The sequence below is a fragment of the Nocardia sp. 348MFTsu5.1 genome (assembly GCF_000383535.1).
In the GTDB taxonomy this organism is placed as follows: domain Bacteria; phylum Actinomycetota; class Actinomycetes; order Mycobacteriales; family Mycobacteriaceae; genus Williamsia; species Williamsia faeni.
In genome coordinates this window covers 44,219-65,699 of sequence record NZ_KB911517.1, presented here as the reverse complement: position 1 = coordinate 65,699, position 21,481 = coordinate 44,219, and the positions used below count along the sequence as shown (strand labels likewise).

The following is a 21,481-nucleotide window of genomic DNA, read 5'->3' as shown; positions in this document are numbered from 1 at the left end:
GCTGCGATCGCACGTTCGAACTAGAGAGGGAAACTACATGGATTTGAAGCTGACCGGCCGCGGCGTCATCGTCACCGGTGCGAGTAAAGGTCTGGGACGAGCTGCCGCGCGGGCGCTGGCCGCTGAAGGCGCGAACGTGCTGGCGGTGGCGAGATCCGAAGCGAGCCTCAAAGAGTTGGCCGCCGAAGAGTTCGCCGGCACCATCCACCCCCAGGTGTGCGATATGCGCGATCGTGACCAGGTGGGTGCGCTCGCCTCGGTTGCTGTGGAGCAGCTCGGCAGTCTTGACGCCGTCGTGAACAACGCCGGAATCGCCTTGGCGGCAGACTTTCTCGAGATGGACATGTCGCTCTTCGACGAGACCATGGAAGTCAATGTCGCCTCCATCGCGATCCTCTCGCAGGCTGCGGCACGCCACTTCGTCGCAGCGGGGAAGGGCGGGCGCATCATCAACGTCGTGTCCACCTCGGGCATTCTCGGCAAGGCAACGCTCGCTGCTTACTCTGCGTCCAAGGGTGCTGCCATCCAATTGACGAAAGCGCTTGCGGCCGAGTGGGCCCGCCACGACATCCAGGTCAATGCCATCGCTCCGGGAGCGTTCGCCACCGAGGCACAGTCGTTTGTCACCGGAAACCCGGACATTTTGGCCAAGCGGGTGCGGAAGATTCCCGCTCGGCGGATGGCCGACCCGGACGAGATCGGGCCTCTGGTCTGCTACCTCTCGTCGTCGGCATCGAAGTTCGTGTCCGGGGCCGTGTACGTCATCGATGGTGGCGAGACCGCGAAGCAGTAACACCTCACCGGTGCGACACAGGTGGGGGTCTTGTAAAGATACGCAGTTTGTGTTTCCATCAGACAAAAGTTTGTTGGTTGACAGACAATAAAAATCAGGGAGCTGGAACATGAGAGATGCGGTGATCGTCGATGCCGTCCGCACACCCATTGGCAAGCGGAATGGAGCGTTGGCGGATGTCCACCCCGCCGTCATCTCCGCCACCGTGCTGCGGGCACTGGCCGAGCGCAACAACTTCGATCCGTCTTCTGTTGACGATGTGATCTGGGGTTGCGTGAGCCAGGTATCCGAACAGGCCAGCAACATCGGTAGGAACGCCGTCCTTACGGCCGGTTGGCCCGAGACCGTCCCGGCCACCTCGGTGAACCGGGCATGTGGATCGAGCCAGCAGGCAGTCAGCTTCGCCGCTGCCGGAGTCATTGCTGGACACTACGACTTCGCTGTGGCCGGCGGAGTGGAATCGATGACCCGTGTCCCGATGGGGAGTGCGGCTCAGGGCGGCCAGCCCGCACCCACCGTTCTGCTCGAACGCTACGGCGTTGACGGCTTCAACCAGGGCGTTGGTGCCGAGATGATCGCCGAGCGATGGGGTATGTCTCGGACGGCACTCGATGAGTACTCGCTGCGGTCACACCGGTTGGCTGCCGAGGCTATCGACGCCGGCGCTTTCGACTCCCAGCTGGTCTCGATTGCCGGACTCGAGTCCGACGAAGGTGTTCGACGTGGCGGCACGCTCGAGAAGCTTGCCACCCTCCCGACCCCGTTCAAGAGCGACGGAGTCGTTTCGGCCGGAAACGCCTCGCAGATCTCCGACGGTTCGGGCGCGCTGCTGTTGACCACCTCCGACATCGCCAAGGCAGCCGGGCTCAAACCCCTTGCCCGGATTCACACCGCTGTGGTGGCCGGTGACGACCCGGTGATCATGTTGACCGGTCCGATTCGCGCGACCGAGCTGGCATTGAAGAAGTCGGGACTCTCGATCGACGAGATCGGCGCCTTCGAGGTCAACGAAGCGTTTGCGTCCGTTCCATTGGCCTGGCTGGCCGAGGTCGGCGCCAAAGAAGACCGTTTGAACCCGCTCGGTGGGGCCATTGCCGTGGGGCACCCCCTTGGTGGATCGGGCGCCATCCTGATGACGCGTTTGGTGCACCATATGCGCGACAACGGAATCCGCTACGGCCTGCAGACCATGTGTGAAGCCGGCGGTCTGGCGAACGCCACGATCCTTGAGTTGCTCTGACCGGTTTCCCGTCCGGGTACCGGCACGACAATTCAAACCAACTCGTCTCCTGATCGAAGGAGCGAGTTGCCTGGGCGGCGCTTGTGGCGCCACCCCCAACGACTGAAGAGGAGAACAACATGCAATTGAACGGATCTGTCATCGCGGTCACGGGCGGAGCTTCGGGACTAGGCCTGGCCACGGCACAGCGTCTGGTCGGCGCCGGCGCGAAGGTCGCTCTTGTGGACCTTCCCGGCTCCAACGGTGAGGCAGTCGCAAAAGAGCTCGGCGACAACGCGATCTTCACCCCGGGCGACGTTACCGACGAAAAATCGTTCGGGGACGCGCTCGACGCTGCCGACGAGGTGGGACCGCTCAAGGGGCTGGTGCATTGTGCCGGTTCCGGTCGCCGGCTGCGTCTGCTCGACAAGGAAGGCAACCCGGGATCGCTCGACGATTTCGAGTTCGTCCTCAAGCTCAACCTGGTCGGTAGCTTCAACGCGCTGCGGCTCGGTGCAGCCCGCATGGCCAAGCACGAGGCCATCAACGGTGAACGCGGCGCCATCATCATGACCGCTTCGGTCGCTGCATACGAAGGTCAGATCGGGCAGATTCCGTACACCGCAACCAAGGCCGGCATCGTGGGCATGACGCTCACCGCAGCTCGTGACTTGGCCAGCAAGGGAATTCGCGTCTGCTCGATCGCTCCCGGCATCATGGACACCCCACTGCTCGGGCGCCTGCGCGAAGACGTACGCGAAAGCCTGGCAATCAGTGTTCCGAACCCGCAACGACTTGGAACCCCCGACGAGTTCGCACATCTGGCAAGCCACATCCTGGAGAACGGCTACATCAACGGTGAGACGATTCGCCTCGATGGCGCCCTTCGCATGGCACCGCGCTAGGCCGACCGATGGCTGACCTGGAGTACACAGCTGAAAACGGCGTAGGGACGATTCTGCTGAATCGTCCCCAGGCCAAGAACGCGTTCACGTTCGACATGATCGAGGCCTGGGCTGACGCGTTGCGTTCGGCGCGCACCGACCCTGATGTTCGGGTCGTTGTGCTCACCGGCAGCGGCAACGCGTTTTGCTCCGGCATCGACCTGTCGGTGCTCGAGGCCGTCGGTGACGAGCCCTTCGCACTGAAATCCATGCTCACCGACCGCATCCACGAGGTCGCGCGGGCGGTTGACGCATTGTCCAAGCCGATCATCGCCGCCGTGAACGGTGTGGCGGTAGGCGCCGGAATGGATATGGCCCTGATGTGTGACATCCGTGTGCTGACGCAATCGGCTCGAATGTCGGAGGGATACATCCGCGTCGGACTGGTTCCCGGCGACGGCGGGTGCTATTACCTTCCGCGTCTGGTCGGCATGTCGAAGGCCCTGGAACTGTTGTGGACCGGAGATTTCGTCGATGCAGAAGAGGCGTCGCGAATCGGGCTGGCCACCAAGGTATTTGCTGACAGCGAGTTCGATGAGGGCTACCAGGCATTCGCGCGCAAGCTGGCTGAGCAACCACCGATCAACGTCGCCATGATCAAAAGGGCGGCACAGCAGTCGGTTCATACCGACCTGCGAACCGCGCTCGACCTGATTTCGTCCCACCTCGCCGTCGTGCACGGGACGAAGGACTCCATAGAGGCGCGCGCCGCCTTCAGTGAACGACGCACGCCGTCGTTCCACGGCCGATAAGGGCAGTTGCAATCATGAACTCGCAGGATCCGGTTGTCCTGACATCTGATCAGGGCATCACGACCATCACACTGAACCTGCCAGAGCGCAAGAACGCCATCGACACCGCGATGTGGGGGACGCTCACGGAGATGCTGCAAGGCATCCGCAACGACCCCGACACGCGGGTCGTCGTCCTGCAGGGTGCCGGCGGTGCCTTCTGCGCCGGCGCCGATGTTGCCAAGAGCAAACACAACGAGCACCCCATTCCTCGGCTCCGTCGCATCGGCGACGTCGCCCTTGCACTGTTTGAGCTGCCGGTGCCCGTGATCGCGAAGGTTGATGGTGTTGCCGCCGGGGCCGGTTGCAACATGGCATTGGCCTGTGACTTCGTGGTTGCCTCCAGCCGGGCCCGGTTCAGCGAAATCTTTGTCCGTCGCGGCCTTTCGATGGACTTCGGCGGCTCCTGGCTGCTTCCGCGGATTGTTGGTCTCCAGCAGGCAAAACGTCTCGCCCTGCTTGCGGAGGTCATCGATGCAGACGAAGCGCATCGCTTGGGGATGGTGACCTGGGTTCGGCCGGTGGAGGAGATCGACGAGTTCGTGACCGATCTGGCACACAAGCTGTCGGCGATGCCCCCGATCGCGCTGGAGCAGTCGAAGAGCTTGCTCAATGAAGGTGTTGGGACCGACCTGGCTGCTGCAATCCGCAATGAGGCCGCCGCCCAGGCGGTGAACTTCGCTACCGAGGACGCTACGGCGGCATTCCGTGCGTTCCTGGACAAGTCCGACCCGCCCCACTACACCGGGCGATGGGCGCTGTGACCAGGTGTAAACCCACACGTGAGCTGACCGGGCGTGGCCCGACTAGGGAAGGGCATCGATGGAGTTTCTGAATCTGTCACCTGTGACACTGCCGGAGCGGCTCGTCGAGCTTCGCCGGCATGTTCGTGAGTTTTTGCACGAGGAGATCTCCGAGGGGCGGATAGTTCCGCACTGTGATCAGTGGCTGGCGGGGTGGGACCCGAGCTTCAGTCGTCGGCTCGCCGATCGTGGCTGGCTCGGCATGGCTTTTCCGACGCAATACGGCGGTTCGGCAGAAGGCGCCCTGGCACGCTTTGTGGTGACTGAAGAGCTGCTTGCCGCGGGTGCGCCTGTAGCGGCACATTGGATCGCCGACCGGCAATCCGGTCAATCGCTCATCAAGTTCGGTACCGAAGAGCAGCGACAGACCTTTCTGCCGCGCATAGCCCGCGGTGAGTGTTACTTCGCCATCGGGATGAGCGAGCCCGACACCGGTTCTGACCTTGCCTCGGTTCGGACCCGCGGAACCAAGGTGGATGGCGGCTGGAGAGTTTCCGGCACCAAGATCTGGACCAGTGGCGCCCATCATGCGCACGCAATGATCGCGCTCATCCGAACAGAGCGACTCGGTGAGTCCCGGCACGCCGGTCTGACCCAGGTCATCATCGAGCTTCCGGACCCGAGCATCGACGTGCGCCCGATCAAACTGTTGACCGGCGAACATCATTTCAACGAGGTCGTCTTCCACGACACGTTTGTGCCGGATTCTCGCGTACTCGGTGAGCCCGGTGCCGGGTGGAAGCAGGTCACCAGTGAGCTGGCGTTTGAGCGAAGCGGTCCCGAGCGGATCCTGTCCACCTTCCCGCTCCTGGTGGAGGCGCTGCGCCACATGATCCACAGCGGTCTCGACGTCGACCGGGTTCGCCTGGGGGAGCTGATGTCTCGATTGTGGGCCCTGCGTCAGATGTCATTGTCTGTTGCCGGCCGTCTCGAGGAGGGAGCAGACCCCGCCACCGCTGCGGCCATCGTCAAGGATCTCGGCACCCGTTTCGAGGGAGACCTCATCGACAGTGTCCGGTTGATGGTCGGCGTCGAACCCGACCTCGCCTCGTTGCAACGATTGCCGCGCATGCTTGCCGAAGCGGTCCTACACAGCCCCGGATTCACTCTTCGCGGGGGCACAAACGAGATATTGCGCGGAGTCGTGGCGAAAGCGGTGAAGGTGGCATGAACGATATTACCGAGGCCCTCATCGACGCAGTGACCGATGCGTGTGGTCGGCATCCGTCGCCGGAGACGACGGTGGATGGCGCGCAGTGGAACACTCGGCTGTGGTCTGCATTGGAGCAGATCGGCATCACACTGCTGTCGGTGCCCGAAGAGCGCGGTGGTTCGGGTGGTGATGCCCACGCGGCTGCTGCCGTGTTGCGGGTGCTCGGACAACATTGCGCCGCAGTGCCCTTCGCGGAAACCGCATTGCAGGCGGCCTGGCTGCTCAGCTCGTGTGAGGCCGAGCTTCCGGAAGGGCCGATGACGGCGGCCGTGGGCGGGTCCGGCCTCACTCTCGTGCGAGTGGCGGATGGCTGGGTGATCGATGGCCAGTTGAACCGCGTCCCGTGGGCTCGAATCGCTGACCACCTGGTGGTGTTGAGCGGACAGCACGTCGTGGTCCTCACTCGCCAAGAGTTCGATGCGGAGCCGGGTACCAACATGGCCGGTGAGCCGCGCGATCGCGTGGTGATCCGCCGTAACACTCTGTCGGAGAGTAGAGTTCATGAACTCCCCGAGGGATGCGGGGTCGATGAACGTCAGTTCGTCGCTCGTGGTGCATTGGGACGCCTGGCGATGCTGGCAGGAGCGGCTCAGCGGTCCCTGGAGATGTCTCTCACCTATGCTTCTGAGCGCGAGCAATTCGGCCGCTCGCTCGACAAGTTTCAGAGCGTTCAACACCAGATCGCCGCGATGGCCAGTGAAGTCCTGCTGTGCCGGACTGTTGCCGAGTCGGCGGCACTGGCGCTCGACGACGGACAGTCGTGGGAACTCGCGATCGCTGCCGCAAAGGTGTCCGCCGCAGAGTCTGCGGGTTCGGTCGCCAGGATTGCTCACCAAATACACGGAGCGATCGGGTTCACCGAGGAGCACGACCTCCGGCTGTGCACCACGCGGATCTGGAGTTGGCGTGACGAGTGCGGTGCTGCGCGAGGGTGGGCCGAAGAAGTCGGCACACTGACACTGGCTGCCGGAGCTGATGATCTGTGGTCGCTGCTGTCCGACAATGTGTAAGCGGTTGCAGCCCAGCAGCATTCGTTGAAGTTCTCTGCTGCTGGTAATGCAATGTACAGAAAAAACCTCCGCTCGGTCTTCCGGGCGGAGGTTTTCTGTGTTGTTCGAAATCGTTGAAGGCACTGTATTTCGGGCAAGTCAGGACTGATTTGACGCCTTACGCCAATCCGAGAGAATCGCGTCGGCGTCGAGGGGATGACTCGGTGGTCGGCCCGGAGTGCCGGGCTCGGTGCGGGAGAACCTCGGTGCGGGGGTGGGCTGAACGATGCCACCCATGTTCTCGACGATGCCTCGTGCGACGACGTGTTCGTGGCGGCTGGCTTCATCAAAGGTCAGCACGGGTGTCACGCACGCGTCGACCGAACCAAAGATGTTCTCCCAGTGACTGCGTGGCTGTGCAAGGAACGCTTCGGTCAACCGGGCGCGAACAATTGGCCAGCCGGCGCGGTCGTGCTGGTCGGGGAGTTCGTCGCCCGCCAGACCCGTGCACTCGAGTAGACGTCGGTAGAACTGGGGCTCGACGGCTCCCACCGCCATGTAGCCGCCGTCCGCGCATTCGTAGGTGTCGTAGAAGGGTGCGCCGCCATCGAGGAAGTTCTCGCCGCGGTTGGCACTCCATGCGCCGCCGCCGTACATCGACCACAACATATGCGCGAGGTTGCTGACGCCGTCGATCATTGCGGCGTCGATGACCTGGCCCTGCCCGGATCGTTCCCGCTCCCACAGCGCAGCCAAGATGCCGATGAGGAGATAGGTTGAGCCGCCTCCGTAGTCGCCGATCAGGTTCAACGGTGGGACGGGTCGTTGTCCTGCGCGGCCTACGGCGTTGAGGATGCCCGCGATCGAAAGATAGTTGATGTCGTGACCCGCCTGATGTGCCAGCGGACCATCTTGGCCCCAACCGGTCATCCGGCCATAGACGAGCCGAGGATTCACCGCGTGGCATTCCTCGGGCCCGAGTCCGAGCCGCTCGGCAACCCCGGGCCGATATCCTTCGATCAGCACGTCCGCATGCTTGACCATCTCCAATACCGTTGTCCGGTCTTCGTCGGACTTGAGATCGGCAGCGATGATTCGCCGTCCACGCAGCTGCTCATTGCGGCCTTGGGCGCCGATGCCGAACGGTCCATCCCGACGTTCGACGCGGACCACGTCGGCGCCGAGATCGGCAAGGATCATTCCGGCATGCGGGCCGGGGCCGATACTGGCCAGTTCGATAACCTTGATTCCAGTCAGAGGTCCTGTCATGGCATGTCTCAATCCACCTGCGGGCGTTGACCTCACAGGTTCAGTAGGGGGTGGCTCAGAGCTGGGGGACCGGCCCTCAGGCCTCAGGCCTCAAAGCGATCGGCGGTCGCGTCGCTGTCGGCCGGCTCCGATACGGCGGCAAGGTTGCGGACCACTTGGTCGATGAACGTGGCAAGGACTGCGCCGGAATCGATGCTGTCGGGGTCCAGCTTCCACAGATATCCGACTCCGCGGAGCTGAGCGACGATCATTGCGGCCTGTTGCTCGGGATCGATTCCGGCTCGAATGGAACCGTCTTCCAAGCCGTTTCTGATGTACGTGGCGACGCGAGCTCGCTGGTTCTTGTGGAAGGCAACAAAGCGGTCCCTCAAATCCGGGACCGGGCCGACGGCCTCGAAAACCAACGCATACAGGGTGCTCAGTGACCGAGGGCTCTTCTCGTACGAGTTCTTGATCTCGGTCAACATCACTCGCAGTGCATCGAGCCCGGTCAAGTCGTGCAGCTCCGGCTCGACCTTTTCTACGTCCCACCGCACCACGATTTCCTCGACCAGAGCTTCGAGAAGCTTTGCCTTGGAGCCGAAACGGGCTGTGGCGAGGCTGCGGCTATATCCTGCGCGCTCACCGACTGTTGCAAGCGTCATCGACTGATAGCCGCCCTCGGCGACGAGTTCACCTGCAGCGCGGAGGAGTAGACGGGTGGAGCGTTCGGACCTGACCTGATGTCCGTTGAGCGTCTGCTGAGCTTCCATCTCTCAATCCTAGTTCGATAACCAAAAAGAATTCTACCTTTTCAGATAGGTTGCTACTCCGGTGGCGGTACCGGCGGCGTTGTGCTGGGAGCAGATTTACCGGAACGGAGTCGGCGGAAGGAGGCGATCGGAGATCAGGCGCTGCATGATCTCCGAGGTTCCTTCGAAGATTTTCGTCAAACGAGCGTCGCGCCAATAGCGTTCGATCGGGAAGTCAGTCGTGTAGCCGGCGCCCCCATGGATCTGTAGTGCTTCCGACGTCACCCGCTCGGACATCTCTGCCGCCGCGTACTTGGCCATCGCGGCGCGCACGTCGGACGCCTCACCAGCATCGATATCGGCCGCGATCTCGTACATCAGCGCTCGGCACGTCTCGATCTCGGTCGCCATGGTGGCAATCTTGAACCGCGTCGCCTGGAAGTCTCCGATTGCGTGCCCGAACTGTTCGCGTTCCTGGACGTAGCGGATCGAGTCCTCGAGCGCGCCTCGCGCCAGGCCGATCGAGCGCGCAGCGGTGTGAACGCGTGGCGTCAACATACCCGCGGCGACGCGCTTGAAGCCCTGGTCGGGGCTGTTTGGATCTTGTTCGTAACCGAGGAGACAATCGTCCGGCACGAAGCAATCATCGAAGGACAATTCGAACGTCTGCCAACCGTGGTAACCGATCTTGCGCACAGCTGTTCCTGTGCAACCCTTGGGGAACTCGCCACGGTCCTTGTACGCAATGAAGCGGCGAATTCCCTTGTGGCGGTTGGTCGGGTCGTATGCCTCGGTCCGTGCGACGATGATGATCCCGTCGGACTGGTCGGCGAATGTGCACCACATCTTCTGTCCGTTGATCGACCACCCGCCGTCGACCTTGTCCGCCCTGGTGCGGATGGAGGCGATGTCGGAACCCGCGCCGGGCTCGCTCATCGCAAACGCGCCGAGCCATTCGCCACGGGCGGCCTTTGGAAGAATTTCTGCCCGCTGGGTGGGATCGAGCGCCGAGGCCACTCCGGAACGGGTGATGATGCTGGCGACGCTCATCCACGCGCGTGCGAGTTCTTCGGTGATGATTGCGTACTCGAAGACGCCGAGCCCGAGCCCACCGTGCTCCTCGGGGATCAGAATCCCGAAGAAGCCGAGTTCGGCCATCTTGGCACGAAGAGCGTCGGGGATCAGTCCGTGCTGTGGATCGAGTTCGTTGGCCACCGGGAGTACTTCGCGCATGGCGAACTCGCGAGCCATCTCCTGAATGGCTTCACGCTCTTCGGTCCGGTAAGCGTGCGGAATTCTGGGTCGCGGATCGGCCAGTGGACGGTTCACGAGTAGACCCCATTCATAGTTTGTTGACAAGCAATTAATAGCAGACTATCGCGTCGAGTCTGGCGCGGCAAGGGTGATCGGCCAGGTGAGTCCTTGCGAAAAGATTTGTGAGTTGACAAGCAAAGTTCTTTGGCTCAATATTGCTTGTGACGCGCAACACTTTAACCACTCTTCGCAGGGGCGAGACGACCGGCGATCTGCCTTCCCGCCCACGACGAAAACGAAATGACACCCGAGGACCACTACGTGCCTACGCATCACACGCTGGACGTCCAGCGGATCATTGACAAGGCATCGCTGTCGTCTGTGCAGCGCAAGGCGATCGCCGCGATCATGGCTGTATCCTTCTTCGACGGATTCGATGCCCTGATCATGGCGATCACTTCTCCGGCCATTGCCGAAGAGTGGGATGTCACGACGGCTAGTCTCACCCCGGCGATAGTCGCCTCGCTCATCGGAATGATCGTTGGCGCAATACTTCTGGCGCCGCGCGCCGATCGCTATGGTCGCCGGCCGGTGTTGCTGGCCGGAGTCGCGATCTTCGGAGCGATGACCCTGTGTGTGCTGGTCACCCAGAACATCGAGCAGATCATCGCGCTTCGTTTCCTCGCGGGTATCGGGCTCGGAGCGGTTATTCCGAACAGTTACGCATACGGTGCAGAGTTCGCGCCGAAGCGGAAACGCGCCACCATCGTGACGATCGTCGGCGCGAGTAGTGCCGCGGGAGGGTTCCTTGGCGGGCTCTTGGCCAGTGCCATCATGCCGTCATTGGGATGGCGATTTGTTTTTGTCGTCGGTGGTTTGTTCCCTCTCCTGCTGATCCCGGCGCTACTTCGATGGCTTCCCGAGACGGCCCAGTTCCTGACGGTCAGCGGTAAACACGATGAGGCGCGGTCACTGTTGCGGGCGATCGATTCGCGAGCGGTCGGCACGTCCACTGCGGTCCCGGTGGTGCAGGTGTCGGGAAACGGTGACAAGCCTTCGATAAAGCTTCTCTTCACACAGCGACTGGCGCCGGTGACGTTGGTCCTGTGCGCCGTGTTCTTCAGTGCTGTTCTCTTGATCTTGTTCCTCATGTCATGGATACCGTCCGTCCTCAAGGATGCCGGCTTCTCGACGGGGCAGGCCGTCTTAGCCTCATCGATATGCAACCTCGGTGCAATGGTGGGTGGGGTCACCCTGGGCGCTCGAGTTGACCGCAGCAAGTCGCCATACCGAGTCCTGAGCCTGGCCTTCATCGTCGCTGCAATCGCAACTGTGGTCACGGCCCTGTCACTTGGATCCTTCGTGGTCTTGATGATCTCGCTGTTCTTTGTAGGAGCATGCGCGATCGGTACTCAGATGTGTGTCAACGCGGTGGCCACCGAGGTCTATCCGGACTGGCTGCGAGCAACGGGGATGGGCTTTCTGTCCGCGGTCGGCAGGGTGGGTTCGGTTGTCGGACCGTCGATCGGTGGCGCACTCCTGGCCGCTGAACTGCCGGCGAAAACGATCTTCCTGTTGGCTGTGATCCCAGCGATCGTCGCCGCGGTCGGGATCGCAGTGGTAGGTGTTCTTTCGAGTCGCCGTGGCATCGCAGCCGTTGAGGCGCCGGGCGCGAGTGCGTCGGCCGGCCTCGACCGCCGGTTGGACGCCTGAAACATCTGTGCCGGCTTTTCCGTGACGTATACAACTCTGGGGAGACGAATGAACTTTCATGAACCCTCGGTGGCTGAGCTGGCCGACGCCGAGGCTCAGCGACTAATCGATTTCGCTGCCCTATGGGCTCCTTTTAGGGGCGCGACGAGGACATTCTCGTGAACTCCGGCATGACGGCTGACCGGTTCGCGGAGCGGCTGTGGCAGGTGATCAGCGAGATCAACTGCGGCGGTAAGGATTTGAGTGAATTGATGCGCGCTTATCCGGACCGGCACACGACAGCCGACCGCGCAGGGGAGATCTCGGCTTCCGGCATGTAGATATCGACCGAGAGCCCTCAGGCAAGGAATGTAAAAGGAGTCAGGACCGTCAATGCTGATCAAGGGCTCATCCATAGTGGTCACCGGTGGCGCATCCGGTCTCGGGCTGGCCACGGCAACAAAGCTCACGGCATCGGGGCGCAGGTCACGATCGTGGATCTCGTCACCTCCAGGGGCCATGAGGTCGCCGCTGAACTCTCCGGGACGTTTGCCCCTGCGGACGTGACCAGCGAGTTCGAGGTTGGCGAGGCGATGAAGACTGCGAATGCCCACGGCCCCATCCGGGCGGTGGTGCACTGTGCGGGCGGGCCAGGCCGGACCGGCGTCCTCGACGAACGCGGGAAGGCAGCCCGGCTCCAGGACTTCGCGGAGTCGTGTCCCTGAATCTGATCGGCACATATAACGTCCTACGGCTTGCCGCGGAAGCGATGGCTGCTTCCGAACCCTTCCTTGGTGAGCGTGGCGTATGTGTCCTCACGTCGTCGATCGCAGGTTTCGAAGGTCAAGTGGGGCAGGTCTCTTACGCCGCGTCGAAATCCGGCATCATCGGGCTGACCCTGGCGTCAGCGCGCGACCTTGCCCGCCATCTGATCCGCGTCTGCACCATCGCCCCGGTCTCTTCTACACCTGGCTACCGGCCTCGACATTTGACCGATTCGCGGATTCGATTCCGCACCCGAACCGCATGGGGCGTCCCGACGAGTTTGGGTTGCTGGTGACGCAGATCATTGAGAACCCGATGCTGAACGGCGAGACCATCCGTCTCGATGCTGCTTCGCGACTTCCGGGGAACTGACAGCTGATCTCACAACCAGCGGGGTCGTGAATGGCCGAATCCCCGCCCAGACTTCTGGGTGGGGATTCGGGTTTCACCACTCTGCGTCGTAGAACGGGTCGGTAGGGAACAGCTCGCCGAAGCGTGAGGTCGGGGGTATACCACCGAACACGGCTCCGAAGTCGGCGATCGGTGAATGCTGCTGGGCGAAATCAAATATCACGACCCGCCGGAGCACCTTCCATTCGCCTTGCCTCTTTTCGCACAGATCCCGGTATCGCCCGCCCATGACCTCGATGCGGTCTTCGTCGGGACGGACCATGGCGTAGACGACCGCGGTCTCGCGGCGAGCGGTGGCGCCGTCCAGTTCGATCAGAACGTTCGATATGTAGTGGTGCGAGCGGTGGTGTCCCTTCTTCTGGTTCTCGCAGGCCCACTCGCAGAACTCGTGCGCGGACCCGACGAACGATCCATGGTTATCGGTCGCCTCGGGCCAGAATGTCGACTTCATCGTCATGAGGTCCTTGCGGTCCATTCCGCGACAGTAGAGCGCCATGTTCTCGTACAACGATTGCTTGTCAATCAGATCCGCCATCTGCGAGTCGGACATGCCCTATACCGCGCTGTCATCTCGCGCGCCCAGGTATGCCGCACGGAGCTTCTCGTCGTCGACCTCCGCGGCGTCGGCGTCGATCACTACTCGACCGTGTTGCAGTGCCACTACGTGGTCGGCGACCGAAAGTGCCTTTCCAACAAGCTGTTCGACAAGAACGACAGCCATTCCCTCAGCCTTCATCCGTACGATGCTCTGGAGCAATTCGTTGACGATGATGGGTGCCAACCCCGCGGACGGCTCATCGAGAAGGAGTACCTTTGGCCCGGGCATCAGCGCTTGCGCAATGGCGAGCATCTGTTGTTGCCCGCCAGAGAGTGAACCAGCTTTGGCGTTGCTCTTGTCCCGCAAGATGGGGAAGCGCTCGTACGCCGCCTCGAGGGAGGTTGGGCGCTCGGAACGCTTGAGCCTGTACCCGCCCAAGATGAGGTTCTCGTGGACGGTGCGCTTGCGAAATACCCGCTTGTTTTCCTGAACCAGAGCCACGCCGGCGGTGGAGCGCGCGTGTGCCGACTTGTCTGAGATGTCGGCGTCGTTGAGTTCGATGCGTCCAGTGCTCGTACGAATCAGTCCGGTGATGGCGGACATGAGGGTGGTCTTGCCGGCACCATTGGATCCAAAGAGCGCGGTGACCGAGCCTTCCCACGCGGTCAGACTGACGTCGAACAGGACGCCGATATCGCCATAGCCGGCGGACAGGTCAGTGACCTTCAAGACGGGATTGCGCTCAAGCATGGGTACTCCTGGCGGTATCGACGGCGCTGATTTGTCCGTCCATTGAGAGTTCGTCACCCAGGTAACTACGAGCGACGGCCGGATCTTGTTGGATCGCTTCGGGATCCCCGTGAGCGATCAGTTCGCCGCGTTCGAGGACGTAGATCGAATCGGCGAGGTCGCACACCAGACGGAAGTTGTGCTCGACGAGTATGACGGTGCCACCGGCATCACGCACTGCGCGTAACAGCACGCTGAGTCGCTCGAGATCGACCGGGTCCAGCCCGGAGGCGACTTCGTCGAGAAGTAGCACCGACGCTCCGGTCGCGAGTGCGCGAGCGACCTCCAGCATTCGGCGATCACCCAGCGACAGACCCCTGGCAAGTGCTTTCGCCTCATGGATGAGACCGGTTGCGCGCAACCAGGTATCAGCCTCGGCTTGGTCCTTGTGGGCGACAGTCCAGTGCTTGGGGAGCCGGAGCATCGAACTCGGGATTCCACAGTAGTCGTGGACGTAGCGCCCGACCTCCACTGCTTCTTCGGTCGTCATCGACGACGGCACGATGGGGGTCTGGAAGGTGCGGGCGACACCGCGTCGGGCAGTGTGTGACGCCTTGCCTAGGGGAAGCGGCTGACCATCGAGGAGAACTGTGCCCGAGTCCGCGGGGTAGAAGCCGGAAATGACGTTCAGCAGGGTGGTCTTTCCCGATCCGTTGGCGCCGATGAGGGCCGTGATCTCTCCGGGCTTGGCCTGAACGGAGACGGCGTTCAGCGCAGTGTTGCCGCCGAAGCTTTTGGTCACCGATTCGACCTTGACCGCACGCTGCGGCAATTCAGGTACTCGAGCGGCTTCGGTAGCTGTCTGTGCTTCAGATGTGGACCCCCAGTTGCGGATTCGCAATTTGAGTGAATCGAGTCCGTTTCGGAGGCGAGTATTGGTGAGGAGGATGCCTCCGACGAGTAGGAACGCGCCGAACACGATCTCGGCGTAGTGGTCGAATGAGCCGAAGCGCTGCGGCAAGATCGTGAGGATCGCCGCACCGATGATCGCTCCGTAAACGGTTTCGGCTCCGCCGAGTACAGCGGCGGCGACGATGAGAATTGCCGCTGCGAAATCGAAGTAGTCGGGAGCGATGAAGCGGTCGACGAAGACGAAGAGGCTGCCGGCAAGGCCTGCGGGGATCGCAGCCATGACGTAGATGGTCAGTTTCAGGCGTCGCACGTTGAGACCGAGACTTGCTGCGAGAACCGGGCTTTCACGCATGACACGAAGGGCCGACCCGTGCCGGGACGTGACGAGGTTACGCATCAGGACGAGCCAGGCAATGAGGCAGAGGATCACCAATCCATAGAACTGATCGTCAGACAGCTCCTGACCGAAGAGAACCGGACCCGGAATACCGATCATCCCGATCTGTCCACCTGTTTGATCTTCGAACAACTTGATGATGTCCGGGATCAGGATGATCAAGAAGAACGACGCCATGGCAACGCCCCAGCCACTCACGCGGAGTGCGGGGAGTCCGGTTAACAAGCCCAGTGCGGCTGCGGCGATACACGAGGCGAGCATCGCGAACGCCAGGTCGTAGCCTTCCATTACCATCCAGCCGGTGACGTAGGCGCCCAGGGCGTACATGGCCAATTGGCCGATCGCCAACTCACCGCCGTAGCCCCATGCCAAATTGAGTCCGCTGACGGTCAGGGCAAGGATCGCGACCAGGATGAATTGCCGTTGATCCACCTGGCTCAGGCCGAGCATTGGTGCAAGAAGCACCAGTACTCCCAGGGCCAGGGGCAGAGTCCACAGACGACTGCCATCTATCTTGAGGCGAGATGCGATGTTCATACGACTCGGTTCACTTTCTGTCCGAAGAATCCTTCTGGCTTGACCAAGAGGACGGCGAGGAGGAGTGCGAACAGCATGAGCGTGACGTATTCGCTCCCCAGGTACCTTCCGGTCAGTGCTTCGAGGATGCCGACCACCAGACCGCCAATCAGAAGGCCTGGGAAAGAGCCCATTCCGCCGATGATGAGCACCAAGAATGAGTTCAATGTCAGGACCGCGGCTATGGTCGGCACCGCCAGGGTTTGCGTGCCGACAAAGACGCCGGCAGCACCACCGATGGCTCCGGCGGACGCTGTGGCAAGTATCGACAGGTAGTTGACGTTGATGCCGCGTAGTGTCGCCGCCGGCCGATCCTCGGACACTGCCAGGGATGCCAAGCCGCCCAACGTGAAGCGAGACCAGGCCCAGAGGCCGAGGCAGCTCACGATGGCGACTGCGATGAGTATCAGACCGTCCACAGTGACTCGACCACTGAAGATCGTGACAACGGCGGACGACACAATCGGATTGACCGGCCGAATATCAACGCCCCAGATGACGACAATGAGTCCGGTCAGGATGGTCGAGACACCGACCGTCGTGACCAGCTCACCGTGCAACCCCTTGCCCACGACCGGTCGGATTGCGGTGATTTCAGTGGCAATACCCACCACTGCACCGATCAGAGCTGCCAAGAGGATGACAACGAGTGTGGGGAGGCCACGTTCGACCCCATAAGTGGATGCGACAAACGCGCCGAGCATGACCACGGCCGCTTGCGCAAAGTTGAACGCTCCCGAAGCCAGGAAGACGATGTTGTATCCGAGAGCGACGAGAATATAGATCGAACCGAGAACCAGCCCGGTGAGTATTGCTGTCGACATGTCGAAGGCCTTTCTCAAGAACCGAGCTGAAACTGTCCGTCGACAAGTGGAGAGACCGGAATGAAGGTGAAGTAGTTGGGCGCGTCACCACTACCGAGATGGATGTCCTCGGTCCATCCCTGATCGTCCGTCAATGACAGCGGGTAGGTGTCTCCAGCGCTCGCTTCCATCGCGGCTCGAACCTTTTCGACGTCCATCGTGCCGACGGACTCAACAGCATTGGCGTAGGCCAAGACGACGTCGTAGGCAATTCCGTAGAGGCTCAGCGACGACTTCAGGGTGACGCCGGCAGCGTGTAGCGAGTCCAACAGGTTCTTGGCGCCCGGACGATCGGTTGCTGTTGTCGCGAGCGTGTACGCGGCGAGCGTGACGCCCTCTTTTTCATTCGCATTCAGCGTTTCCGCGTAGTCGACGTTGGTGGTCGAAAGGTCACCGACAAACGGAATGTTCTCCATTCCGACCTTGACACGACTCTTCAGGACGTACGCCGGATTGGCCACGGCATTGAAGACCACGACATCGGGCTTTTTATCGGCCAGGCGTGCCAACGGTCCGTCCATCGCGACGGCGTCGGTCTCGTAGCGGTCCGTGGCGACAGTCAGACCCTCTTTTTCAAAGGCGGCCTTGTACCTGTCGGCCGCGGAGTTGCCGAGCGCATCGTTGGGTGTCAAGATCCCGACAGTCTTGTGTCCCTGCTCCACCAGATAGTCCGTCAGTGTGTCGGCGATGGCAGTGCCGACAGGAGACGAGCCGAAAAGGTACGGGAACTTCGATGCGTCACCGAGTTCCTGGTTGTTACCGGGCGAGAACGACATCACCTTCGCGCGGGTCGTAACTCCGGTCAGCGCAAGGGCTTCCGAACTGGAGGTACCCGCCCAGACGAGATCTGGGGGAGTGGACTTGTTCATCCTTGCCTGCAGCAGCGACACGGCTTTGGTCGGGTCGCTTTCGTTGTTCTGGACCTCTATCTCGATCGGCCGGCCCAGCAACCCCCCGTTGTCGTTGATCGCTGTGACGGCAGCGCGGATGCCGGCCTCAAGTGCGGGCTGGATTGCCGCTCCGGTCCCGGAGACGCCCATACTCGCATAGAGGCTGATGGGTCCGGAATCCGATGCGCCGGAAGAGCTGTCGTCGGTTGAGCTCGCGCAACCAGCGGTGAGGACGGCGACTGCCGCCGCCATACAGGTTGCGGCCTTGAGCTTTCCGCGCAGAGCGGTCTTGGACTTGATTCTGATCATTTATTCCTCCAGGTTTCGCTGAACTTGTCATCCGAGCTTTCGAAGCGCTGGTGTGGAAGGCGTTCGTCGTGCTGCGGTCGGCGGTCGTGATGACGGAGTCGTAGTTGTCCGCCGGCCGAAGTGGACGCGACGGTTTGTCTCAACGGGCTCCTGCAAGTTCCGGACTTGATATGGCGGGCACAAGTTGCGGTTGGTGTGACGTGGAACTCGTAGGCGAAAGAACACCACCGAATTAATAGATTGTCAACGAACAAGTTTCTTCCTGCAGGTCAGCGGCTCTTTGGGCGCTCACAGATAGAGCTGCAGTTGACAATAATTGTTAGTTGACTAACAATTTGAACAGTCCAGTTGCCAGCTCCAAGCGAAAGAAGGCCACTCCATGACCGACGCAGCGCGTCCTCGCCGTTCTGTCCTTTACGTCCCGGGAAACAACGCGCGGGCGCTGGAGAAGGTGGCGAAATTGGCCGCCGACGTGGTGATTCTCGACCTCGAAGACGCTGTGGGTGACGATGCCAAGGCTGAGTCCCGGGACAGGGTGTGTGATGTGGCCCGTTCGGCTGCGCTGAAGCCGCGCGAGGTGATCATCCGTGTGAACGGGCTGGGGACCGAGTGGCACAACGACGATATGGCGGTGGCCGCACAGTCCGGTGCGGATGGTGTTCTGGTTCCCAAAGTGGGTTCGGCCGTCGATGTTCGTGCTCTCGTAGGCGCCCTGGAGGCTGCCGATGCGGACAGCCAAACGAAGCTCTGGCTGATGATTGAGACTCCTGGCGCCTTCTTGCGCGTCGAAGAGATTGCCGGCGCCAGTGATCGCGTCGCTGTGCTCGTCATCGGTACAAACGATTTGATCAACGACATTCACGCGCTGCAAGTTCCCGGACGTGCGCCCGTTGTCACGGCGCTGTCGATGGCGGTTCTGGGTGCTCGGGCAGCCGGCAGGATGATCTTGGATGGCGTATTCAACGACATCACCGACCATCAGGGTTTCGAGTCCGAAGCACGGCAGGGACGCGAAATGGGCTTCGACGGCAAGACGTTGGTCCATCCATCTCAGATCGGCACCGCCAATTCGGTTTTCGGACCGTCATCAGAAGAGATCGACCACGCGCGCACGGTCGTTGCTGCATACGAGGAAGCGCAAGCGGCTGGTAAGAGTGTCATCACGGTCGGCGGGAAGATGATCGAGAGTCTGCATGTCAGGGACGCGCAACGAATCTTGAATCTCGCCGCACAGATCGATGAGCTGGCAGGGTCCAGCCTCAGCATCGCCTGACCTGAATGGGATGAGCCGCAGGGGATCCGGCCCTTGCGGCATCAAGATCTTGATTGATGTATGGACGCGGGCCAACAAGATCCGTCAAGGATCTGTCATGGCCTGCTCCTATGTTCCCGCAGGGCCCGCTCGCAGCGAAGCTGTGATTGTTGGTCGTGGCTGATAGTTGTTGGGGCGTCAGGTCAAGGTTTGACCAAGTGGTTTTGTCCGCAGTTTGTCCGCAGAATCCCCATCACCCGCCATCTCGCGCAAACACCGAAACGACCCCAACTGTGATGATTCGGATTTTCAACATCGACCAATGCCTGCAAACGCCCAGTACATCGCGTTCGCATCGAGAAGGTCAGGGTCTTGGATTTCATCGAGTCGATCTCTAGGGCGCCGACGGTGCTTACGTCAGCTAGAGGCGAGCGTTGCGAACCGGTCTCAGCGAATGATCGTTGCTAAAACCAGTTAGACATCCCAGGGCTGTAGGACGTCAAGCAGCTTGGGTTTGGGATGCGGTGCGGTGGGCCCAGGCGGTGTGTTCGTTGTACCGGGTGTGGTGGCGCCCGCAGCCATGCAGGATGCCGACGAGGCGGTTGCCCAGCGCGCGCAAAGCTTGGTGATGCAGGTCGCCGGCGGCGCGGTGCTGGTCGTAGAAAGCGTGGGCGCCGGGGCTGGTGGTGAGGGCACAAAATGCCATCTGGTCGAGCGCGTCGTAGAGGCGTCGGTTGCGGACGTGTCGGGCCAGTACGGCACGTTTCTTTCCGGAGGCGATGGTTAGGGGTGATGTTCCGGCGTAGTTTTTGCGACACTTGGCGGTGGCATAGCGTTCGGGGATGTCTGGCGAACTCGCCGAGCACCCGGGCGCCGAGGATGACACCGATTCCGGGCAGGGACAGGTAGATGTCGGCGTCCGGGTGTTGCTTAAAATGCGTGGCCAGAGTTGTTTCCAGCTCGGCAATTTGAGTGTTGAGGGTCGCGATGATCGCCGCTGTTGCGCTGGTGGTTGCAGCGAAAGCTGCTGCTACCGCCGCTGGTGCTGTGAGGTGCTGCGCGCGTAGTGCGGTCTGGATTTGTTGAGCACGGTCATCGAGATTGCGTTGTCGCCCAGCGCGTTTCAGAGTCGATCGCAGTGCCGATAGACTCAAGTGTGCACCTTGCTGGGGTGCTGGTGCGCGGGTCAAGACAGCCAAGGCGTCGCTGCTGTGGAGGTCGGGGAATGCCTCGAGTGCTGCCGGGTAGTACTCGCGCAGTGCTGACCGCAAGGTGTTGGTGTGCCGGTTACGGGTCCAGATCAGGTTTTGGTGGGCGCGGGCAAGGACTTTGATCGCCTCGGCTTGTTCAGTGTCTCCGGCGATGAGGCGGTGGTTGTGACGGTCGGTACGAACGAGATCGGCCAGCAGTTTGGCATCGGCGGCATCAGATTTGGCGCCCGAGACATGGTGGCGGTCGCGGTAGCGTGCTGCGGCCAGCGGGTTGATCGCGTATATCTGGTAGCCGGCTGCGGCCAGTGCGGTGACCCATAATCCGCGGTCGGTTTCGATGCCGACCATCACCTGGTGGGGGTCGATGTCGGGGGCGGTGGTGGCCACCAACTCGTGCAGTGCGCGGATTCCGGCAAGTCCTTCGGGAAGGCGGCGGACCGCCAACCGCTGTCCGTCGGTGTCCATTACGTGCACGTCGTGGTGATCCTCAGCCCAGTCATCGCCGATGAAGATCATTCGTATTCCCTCCTCGAGTCGTATTCGAGAGATCGGTGGCCGGCAGAAGCGGTCTACAACCAAGCAGGCCCCCGCCCCCGCCCCTGCTGCGGCCGCGGTGGGCAATGACAAGGCGCAGCTCTCGGCCATCCGCGAGTGGGCCCGTGCGAACGGCTACGAGGTCTCCGCGGCCGCATCCCGCGCGCGATCGTCGACGAGTTCGACGCAGCGCACTGACGGCGCCCACAGGAACAGCTCGCCGATGACGGAATGATGCGACCAATTTCCTGTGCTGGGGCTGGTTGCTGTAGCCACCAAGCGTGGTCAGCGTTCCGGCGTTATGCGCAGGGCACTGGTTCTCGTACTGGCCGACGGCACCCAACAGGCCGAATCCGTCGGGCGGCCAGGCTCTCGAGGACCACGTGTAGGTCGTCG

19 protein-coding genes and 2 pseudogenes are annotated in these 21,481 nt (G+C 61.8%); 12 read left to right on the top strand and 9 right to left on the bottom strand.

Annotation, left to right across the window (positions count from 1 at the left end; all coding sequences use genetic code 11):
* Positions 1-37 precede the first annotated feature (37 nt).
* The 7 genes from H290_RS0117415 (at position 38) to H290_RS28955 (ending at position 6,773) form a co-directional block, all read left to right on the top strand.
* Positions 38-793: an SDR family NAD(P)-dependent oxidoreductase gene (locus tag H290_RS0117415; protein ID WP_020108107.1), complete on the top strand. Its 756-nt coding sequence runs from the start codon at positions 38-40 to the stop codon at positions 791-793.
* 109 nt (positions 794-902) lie between these two features.
* On the top strand, positions 903-2,033 hold the full coding sequence (locus H290_RS0117410; RefSeq protein WP_020108106.1) for an acetyl-CoA C-acyltransferase: 1,131 nt from the start codon (positions 903-905) through the stop codon (positions 2,031-2,033).
* 119 nt (positions 2,034-2,152) lie between these two features.
* Positions 2,153-2,917 (top strand): SDR family NAD(P)-dependent oxidoreductase, encoded by a 765-nt coding sequence (locus tag H290_RS0117405; protein ID WP_020108105.1) that lies wholly within the window; start codon positions 2,153-2,155, stop codon positions 2,915-2,917.
* An 8-nt stretch (positions 2,918-2,925) separates the two neighbouring features.
* Positions 2,926-3,708, top strand: coding sequence for an enoyl-CoA hydratase/isomerase family protein (locus H290_RS0117400; RefSeq protein ID WP_020108104.1), 783 nt, complete (start codon positions 2,926-2,928; stop codon positions 3,706-3,708).
* 14 nt (positions 3,709-3,722) lie between these two features.
* Entirely contained in the window at positions 3,723-4,511 is a 789-nt protein-coding gene (locus tag H290_RS0117395; protein ID WP_020108103.1) for an enoyl-CoA hydratase-related protein, read from the top strand.
* Positions 4,512-4,569: 58 nt separating this feature from the next.
* The gene (locus H290_RS0117390) at positions 4,570-5,721 is read left to right on the top strand and encodes an acyl-CoA dehydrogenase family protein (protein ID WP_020108102.1); all 1,152 of its coding nucleotides are present in this window, start codon (positions 4,570-4,572) and stop codon (positions 5,719-5,721) included.
* A complete protein-coding gene (locus H290_RS28955; RefSeq protein ID WP_020108101.1) occupies positions 5,718-6,773 on the top strand; it encodes an acyl-CoA dehydrogenase family protein in 1,056 nt (351 codons plus the stop codon). Before H290_RS0117390 ends, H290_RS28955 begins: the two co-directional genes overlap by 4 nt.
* A gap of 138 nt (positions 6,774-6,911) precedes the next feature.
* On the opposite strand, the gene H290_RS0117380 is transcribed toward H290_RS28955, so the two are convergent.
* The 3 genes from H290_RS0117380 to H290_RS0117370 form a co-directional block, all read right to left on the bottom strand.
* Positions 6,912-8,021 (bottom strand): CaiB/BaiF CoA-transferase family protein, encoded by a 1,110-nt coding sequence (locus H290_RS0117380; protein ID WP_020108100.1) that lies wholly within the window; start codon positions 8,019-8,021, stop codon positions 6,912-6,914.
* Positions 8,022-8,104: 83 nt separating this feature from the next.
* A complete protein-coding gene (locus H290_RS0117375; protein WP_020108099.1) occupies positions 8,105-8,773 on the bottom strand; it encodes a TetR/AcrR family transcriptional regulator in 669 nt (222 codons plus the stop codon).
* 96 nt (positions 8,774-8,869) lie between these two features.
* Entirely contained in the window at positions 8,870-10,081 is a 1,212-nt protein-coding gene (locus H290_RS0117370) for an acyl-CoA dehydrogenase family protein (RefSeq protein WP_020108098.1), read from the bottom strand.
* Between the two features lie 246 nt (positions 10,082-10,327).
* Here H290_RS0117370 and H290_RS28950 point away from each other — a divergent pair, with 246 nt between their 5' ends.
* The 3 genes and pseudogenes from H290_RS28950 to H290_RS30260 all read left to right on the top strand — a co-directional run bounded on the left by H290_RS28950 (position 10,328) and on the right by H290_RS30260 (position 12,835).
* Positions 10,328-11,719 carry an MFS transporter gene (locus tag H290_RS28950; RefSeq protein ID WP_196809566.1) on the top strand — a complete coding sequence of 464 codons (1,392 nt, stop codon included), beginning with the start codon at positions 10,328-10,330 and terminating at the stop codon, positions 11,717-11,719.
* A 158-nt stretch (positions 11,720-11,877) separates the two neighbouring features.
* Positions 11,878-12,039, top strand: coding sequence for a hypothetical protein (locus H290_RS30770; RefSeq protein ID WP_231373731.1), 162 nt, complete (start codon positions 11,878-11,880; stop codon positions 12,037-12,039).
* Between the two features lie 52 nt (positions 12,040-12,091).
* A pseudogene (locus H290_RS30260) lies at positions 12,092-12,835 on the top strand (SDR family NAD(P)-dependent oxidoreductase).
* Between the two features lie 73 nt (positions 12,836-12,908).
* On the opposite strand, the gene H290_RS28935 reads toward H290_RS30260, so the two are convergent.
* The 5 genes from H290_RS28935 to H290_RS0117325 all read right to left on the bottom strand — a co-directional run bounded on the left by H290_RS28935 (position 12,909) and on the right by H290_RS0117325 (position 18,088).
* On the bottom strand, positions 12,909-13,424 hold the full coding sequence (locus H290_RS28935; RefSeq protein ID WP_020108093.1) for a nuclear transport factor 2 family protein: 516 nt from the start codon (positions 13,422-13,424) through the stop codon (positions 12,909-12,911).
* Positions 13,425-13,427: 3 nt separating this feature from the next.
* Positions 13,428-14,162, bottom strand: a complete 735-nt coding sequence (locus tag H290_RS0117340; RefSeq protein WP_020108092.1) for an ABC transporter ATP-binding protein — start codon at positions 14,160-14,162, stop codon at positions 13,428-13,430.
* Complete coding sequence (locus H290_RS0117335; RefSeq protein ID WP_196809565.1) at positions 14,155-15,915, bottom strand: ATP-binding cassette domain-containing protein; 1,761 nt, start codon at positions 15,913-15,915, stop codon at positions 14,155-14,157. The genes H290_RS0117340 and H290_RS0117335 overlap by 8 nt, the downstream gene beginning before the upstream one ends.
* A gap of 68 nt (positions 15,916-15,983) precedes the next feature.
* Positions 15,984-16,850 carry a branched-chain amino acid ABC transporter permease gene (locus H290_RS0117330; RefSeq protein WP_020108090.1) on the bottom strand — a complete coding sequence of 289 codons (867 nt, stop codon included), beginning with the start codon at positions 16,848-16,850 and terminating at the stop codon, positions 15,984-15,986.
* A gap of 14 nt (positions 16,851-16,864) precedes the next feature.
* Positions 16,865-18,088 carry an ABC transporter substrate-binding protein gene (locus H290_RS0117325; protein ID WP_020108089.1) on the bottom strand — a complete coding sequence of 408 codons (1,224 nt, stop codon included), beginning with the start codon at positions 18,086-18,088 and terminating at the stop codon, positions 16,865-16,867.
* A 379-nt stretch (positions 18,089-18,467) separates the two neighbouring features.
* Between H290_RS0117325 and H290_RS0117320 the strand changes: the two genes are divergently transcribed.
* Positions 18,468-19,361 (top strand): CoA ester lyase, encoded by an 894-nt coding sequence (locus tag H290_RS0117320; RefSeq protein ID WP_020108088.1) that lies wholly within the window; start codon positions 18,468-18,470, stop codon positions 19,359-19,361.
* A 478-nt stretch (positions 19,362-19,839) separates the two neighbouring features.
* Here H290_RS0117320 and H290_RS30765 read toward each other — a convergent pair.
* Positions 19,840-21,067: pseudogene (locus H290_RS30765) on the bottom strand (IS110 family transposase).
* Between H290_RS30765 and H290_RS31205 the strand changes: the two are divergent.
* The gene (locus H290_RS31205; RefSeq protein WP_231373730.1) at positions 21,057-21,320 is read left to right on the top strand and encodes an Lsr2 family protein; all 264 of its coding nucleotides are present in this window, start codon (positions 21,057-21,059) and stop codon (positions 21,318-21,320) included. The pseudogene H290_RS30765 and the gene H290_RS31205 overlap by 11 nt on opposite strands.
* The last annotated feature ends 161 nt before the right edge of the window (positions 21,321-21,481 follow it).

Bases quoted from the DNA above. Each gene is read 5' to 3' on its own strand.
- H290_RS0117415 (WP_020108107.1), top strand. From the start codon at position 38: ATGGATTTGAAGCTGACCGGCCGCGGCGTCATCGTCACCGGTGCGAGT.
- H290_RS0117410 (WP_020108106.1), top strand. From the start codon at position 903: ATGAGAGATGCGGTGATCGTCGATGCCGTCCGCACACCCATTGGCAAG.
- H290_RS0117405 (WP_020108105.1), top strand. From the start codon at position 2,153: ATGCAATTGAACGGATCTGTCATCGCGGTCACGGGCGGAGCTTCGGGA.
- H290_RS0117400 (WP_020108104.1), top strand. From the start codon at position 2,926: ATGGCTGACCTGGAGTACACAGCTGAAAACGGCGTAGGGACGATTCTG.
- H290_RS0117395 (WP_020108103.1), top strand. From the start codon at position 3,723: ATGAACTCGCAGGATCCGGTTGTCCTGACATCTGATCAGGGCATCACG.
- H290_RS0117390 (WP_020108102.1), top strand. From the start codon at position 4,570: ATGGAGTTTCTGAATCTGTCACCTGTGACACTGCCGGAGCGGCTCGTC.
- H290_RS28955 (WP_020108101.1), top strand. From the start codon at position 5,718: ATGAACGATATTACCGAGGCCCTCATCGACGCAGTGACCGATGCGTGT.
- H290_RS0117380 (WP_020108100.1), bottom strand. From the start codon at position 8,021: ATGACAGGACCTCTGACTGGAATCAAGGTTATCGAACTGGCCAGTATC.
- H290_RS0117375 (WP_020108099.1), bottom strand. From the start codon at position 8,773: ATGGAAGCTCAGCAGACGCTCAACGGACATCAGGTCAGGTCCGAACGC.
- H290_RS28935 (WP_020108093.1), bottom strand. From the start codon at position 13,424: ATGTCCGACTCGCAGATGGCGGATCTGATTGACAAGCAATCGTTGTAC.
- H290_RS0117340 (WP_020108092.1), bottom strand. From the start codon at position 14,162: ATGCTTGAGCGCAATCCCGTCTTGAAGGTCACTGACCTGTCCGCCGGC.
- H290_RS0117330 (WP_020108090.1), bottom strand. From the start codon at position 16,850: ATGTCGACAGCAATACTCACCGGGCTGGTTCTCGGTTCGATCTATATT.
- H290_RS0117325 (WP_020108089.1), bottom strand. From the start codon at position 18,088: ATGATCAGAATCAAGTCCAAGACCGCTCTGCGCGGAAAGCTCAAGGCC.
- H290_RS0117320 (WP_020108088.1), top strand. From the start codon at position 18,468: ATGACCGACGCAGCGCGTCCTCGCCGTTCTGTCCTTTACGTCCCGGGA.
- H290_RS31205 (WP_231373730.1), top strand. From the start codon at position 21,057: ATGAAGATCATTCGTATTCCCTCCTCGAGTCGTATTCGAGAGATCGGT.